The organism is Micromonospora sp. NPDC049799, assembly GCF_040656655.1.
Taxonomy (GTDB): domain Bacteria; phylum Actinomycetota; class Actinomycetes; order Mycobacteriales; family Micromonosporaceae; genus Micromonospora.
In genome coordinates this window covers 1-4,192 of the sequence record NZ_JBFAMU010000429.1, presented here as the reverse complement: position 1 = coordinate 4,192, position 4,192 = coordinate 1, and the positions used below count along the sequence as shown (strand labels likewise).

The window sequence follows — 4,192 nt, the reverse complement described above, 5'->3', positions numbered from 1 at the left end:
GCGGTCCGCGCCCGCGCCCGCGCCGGGGACCTGCCGGCCGTGCTGCGCTCGCTCGCCCCGGCCGGGCTCCGGCAGGCCGCGACGACCGCGCCCGCGTCGGCGTCCCCGCTCGCCGGGCAGCTCGCCGGACTCGCGGCGGACGACCAGCTGTCCGTCCTGGTCGACCTGGTCGGGACGCACGTCGGCGCGGTGCTGGGGCACGTCGACCCGGCCGGCCTGGACGTGGGGCAGGACTTCAAGAGCCTGGGCTTCGACTCGATGACGGCGGTGCAGCTGCGCAACCGGCTGCGCACCGCCACCGGCCTGCGGCTGCCGGCGACGCTGGTCTTCGACCACCCGACCGTACGGGCGGTGGCCACGCTGCTGCGGAGCCTGCTGCTCGACCTGCCCACCGCCCGGGCCGAGGCCAGGCCGGCGGTGACCGCCACGGCCGAACCGATCGCGATCATCGGGATGGCCTGCCGCTACCCGGGTGGGGTCACCTCCCCCGAGGAGCTGTGGCAGCTGCTTGCCGCCGGCACCGACGCTATCGGCGACTTCCCCACCGACCGGGGCTGGGACCTGGCCACCCTCTACCACCCCGACCCGGACACCCCGGGCACCACGTACGCGCGGAAGGGCGGCTTCGTGCGGGACGCCGCCGAGTTCGACCCGGCCTTCTTCGGGATCAGCCCCAAGGAGGCGACGGCGATGGATCCGCAGCAGCGGCTGCTGCTGGAGGCGGCGTGGGAGAGCGTGGAACGGGCCGGCATCGACCCGACCACGTTGCGTGGCACCGCCACCGGCGTGTTCACCGGCCTCACCCACCAGGAGTACGTCAGCCGGCCGGGCACCTCGGCGGACGCCGAGGGCTACCTGCTGACCGGGAGCACCACCAGCGTGGCGTCCGGCCGGGTGGCGTACGCACTGGGCCTGGAGGGGCCGGCGGTCACCGTGGACACCGCGTGTTCGTCGTCGTTGGTGGCGCTGCACCTGGCCGCCCAGTCGCTGCGCGGCGGGGAGTGCGAGCTGGCGCTCGCCGGCGGGGTCACCGTGATGGCCAGCCCGACCGGGTTCATCGAGTTCGCCCGGCAGCGGGGGTTGGCCGCCGACGGCCGGTGCAAGCCGTTCGCGGCGGCGGCGGACGGGTTCGGCTTCGCCGAGGGCGTCGGCCTGCTGCTGCTGGAACGACTGTCGGTGGCGCGGGAGCGCGGCCACCAGGTCCTCGCCGTGATCCGCGGTTCGGCGGTCAACCAGGACGGAGCCAGCAACGGCCTCACCGCGCCGAACGGGCCGTCCCAGGAACGGGTGATCCGGCAGGCCCTGGCCAACGCCCGGTTGACCCCGGCCGACGTGGACGCGGTGGAGGCGCATGGCACCGGCACCACCCTCGGCGACCCGATCGAGGCGCAGGCGCTGCTGGCCACGTACGGGCAGCACCGGCGGGACGACCAGCCGCTCTGGCTCGGGTCGGTCAAGTCGAACATCGGGCACGCCCAGGCCGCCGCCGGAGCCGCCGGGATCATCAAGATGGTCCTCGCCCTCCGCCACGACCTGCTGCCGCGCTCGCTGCACCTCGACGCGCCGAGCCCGCACGTCGACTGGGACAGCGGCAACGTCCGGCTGCTGGACGAGGCCGTCGGGTGGAAGCCGAACGGGCACCCGCGCCGGGCGGGGGTGTCCTCGTTCGGGATCAGCGGCACCAACGCGCACGTGATCCTCGAGGAGGCGCCGCCCCCGGTGGAGCCGGCCGTGGCGCCGGCCGACCTGTGGGCCGGGTGGGCGTCATGGGTGCTGTCGGCCCGGACCGGACGCGCGCTGCGCGATCAGGCGGCGCACCTGCTCGGCTGGTTGGCCGACCACGAGGACGTCCCGCCCTCCGCGGTCGCGGACGCGCTCGCGCGGCGGACCCGCTTCGCGCACCGGGCGGTGATCACCGCGGCGACCCGTTCCGACTCCGCCGCCGCGCTGACCGCCCTCGCCAACGGCGAGCCGCACCCGCACCTCACCACCGGTGTGGTGGACCAGGCCGGAAAAGTGGCGTTCTGTTTCACCGGCCAGGGCAGCCAGTACCCCGGCATGGGCGCCGACCTCTACACCACCAACCCCGCCTACCGCGAAAGGTTCGACCAGGCCTGCGAAGCCCTCAACCCCCACCTGGACCACCGACTCCAAGACGTCGTGTTCGCCGAACCCGGCAGCGACCTCGCCGCCCTACTCGACACCACCGCCTACACCCAACCCGCCCTGTTCGCCCTCCACCTCGCCCTACACCACGTCGCCACCACCCAACTCGGCCTCACCCCCGACTACCTCACCGGACACTCCCTCGGCGAAATCACCGCCGCCCACCTCGCCGGCGTCCTCACCCTCACCGACGCCGCCCACCTCATCACCACCCGCGCCCGACTCATGAACAGCATCACCACACCCGGCGCCATGATCGCCCTCCAAGCCACCCACCACGAAGCCGAGGCGCTGATCGCCGGGCAACCGGGCGTCGCGATCGCCGCCGTCAACACCCCGCAGACCGTCGTCATCAGCGGCGACCGGGACACCTGCGAGCAACTCGCCACCCAATGGCGGGACAACGGCCGCAAAGCCACCACACTCCAGGTCAGCCACGCCTTCCACTCACCCCACATGACCACCATCACCGACCAGTTCCACACGGTCGCCGCCAACCTCACCTACCACCAGCCCACCCTGCCCACCATCAGCAACGTCACCGGACAACTCGCCACCACCGAACAACTCACCGACCCCCACTACTGGACCCGCCACATCCTCGCCCCCGTCCACTACGCCCACGGCATCACCACCCTCCACGACAAGCACGGGGTGCGAGCCTTCGTGGAACTCGGACCCGACACCACCCTCACCGCCCTGCACACCCACACCCGGCCCGAGGCGCTCGCCGTGCACACCCTGCACCGGGAGCGGGCAGATCAGCACACCCTGCTCGCGGCCGCCGCCACCGTGGCCGCCCGCCCCACCGGCGGCCACCCTCATCTCGACCTGCCCACGTACCCCTTCCAGCGCACCCGGCACTGGCTGCCGACCACCACGGACCCCGCTCCGGCCCACCCGGCCGTCGAACCGGCCGGCGGTCACCCGCTGCTCGGTGCGCCGTCGGACCTGGCCGGCACCGCGGGACGCTGGTTCACCCGCACCCTGGTCCCCGACCGGCTCCGCCTCGTCGACCAGCACCGGCTGCTGGGCACGGCGGTGTTCCCCGCCACGGCGCTCGTCGAGTGGGCGCTCGCCGCGGGTCGGGCCGACGCCACGGACACCCGGTGGACCATGGAGGGGATCACCTTCGACGAGTTCCTCCGCTGCGCCGACGGGACCACGCTCACCCTCCAGGCCAGCGCGCAGCCCGACGGACGGGGGCAGCGGGTGCGCTGCTTCAGCCGACCCGCGGATGAGCCGTCCGCGCCCTGGGTACAGCACGTCACCGTCGCCGCCGTGCACGCCGGGACCACGCCCCCACCGCCTCGGTTGCACCTGGCCGGTGCACGGGCCGGCATGGCGGCCGAGGACCTCGACGGGTTCTACGACCGGCTCTGGCGGATCGGCGTCGAGTACGGGCCCGGCTACCGGGCGATGACCCGGCTGCTGCGCTCCGGAAGCGAGGCCCTCGCTCTGGTCGAGGTGGACGAGGCGGAACGGGACGGCGGCGGGTGGCTGCTGAACCCGATGGTCCTCGACGCCTGCCTGCACGTCGGTGCCGCGTTCGGCGTCAGCGAGGACGACTTCTGGCTCCCCGCCGGCATCGACCGGATCGAGGTGTACGACCGGCTGCCCCGCCGGGTCTGGTGCCGGGCCCGTTCCCGAAGCGGACCGGAGGGCGGCGAACGGACGATGGACCTCGACGTGGTCACCGCGCTCGGCGAGCCGGTGGCCAGGCTGACCGGCGTCCGGCTGCGCGCGCTGCCGCGTACCGTCGTCACCGGCCTGGCCGGGTCGCGGCTGCACCGCTACGACGTGGCCTGGCAGCCGCTGCCGGGCCGGCCGACGCGGCGGGCCGAGGTCGGCCCACGCGACACCTGGCTGGTCTGCGGCCGGGACGCCGAGGTCGTCGCGGACTGGCACGCCAACCTGCTCGGACTCGGCTGCGCCGCCGCCGCGCTGGTGTTCACCGACGGTGGCCGGGTGCCGGCGACCGCGTCGAAGTCGTCGAGCTTGACGACCCCGTCGATGCTGACGTCGA

1 protein-coding gene is annotated in these 4,192 nt (G+C 74.1%); it reads left to right on the top strand.

Annotated elements, in window-relative coordinates; translation table 11 throughout:
• Nucleotides 1-4,192 (top strand): beta-ketoacyl synthase N-terminal-like domain-containing protein (locus AB0I76_RS23760; RefSeq protein ID WP_357039381.1); only part of this gene is annotated, 4,192 nt, incomplete at both ends.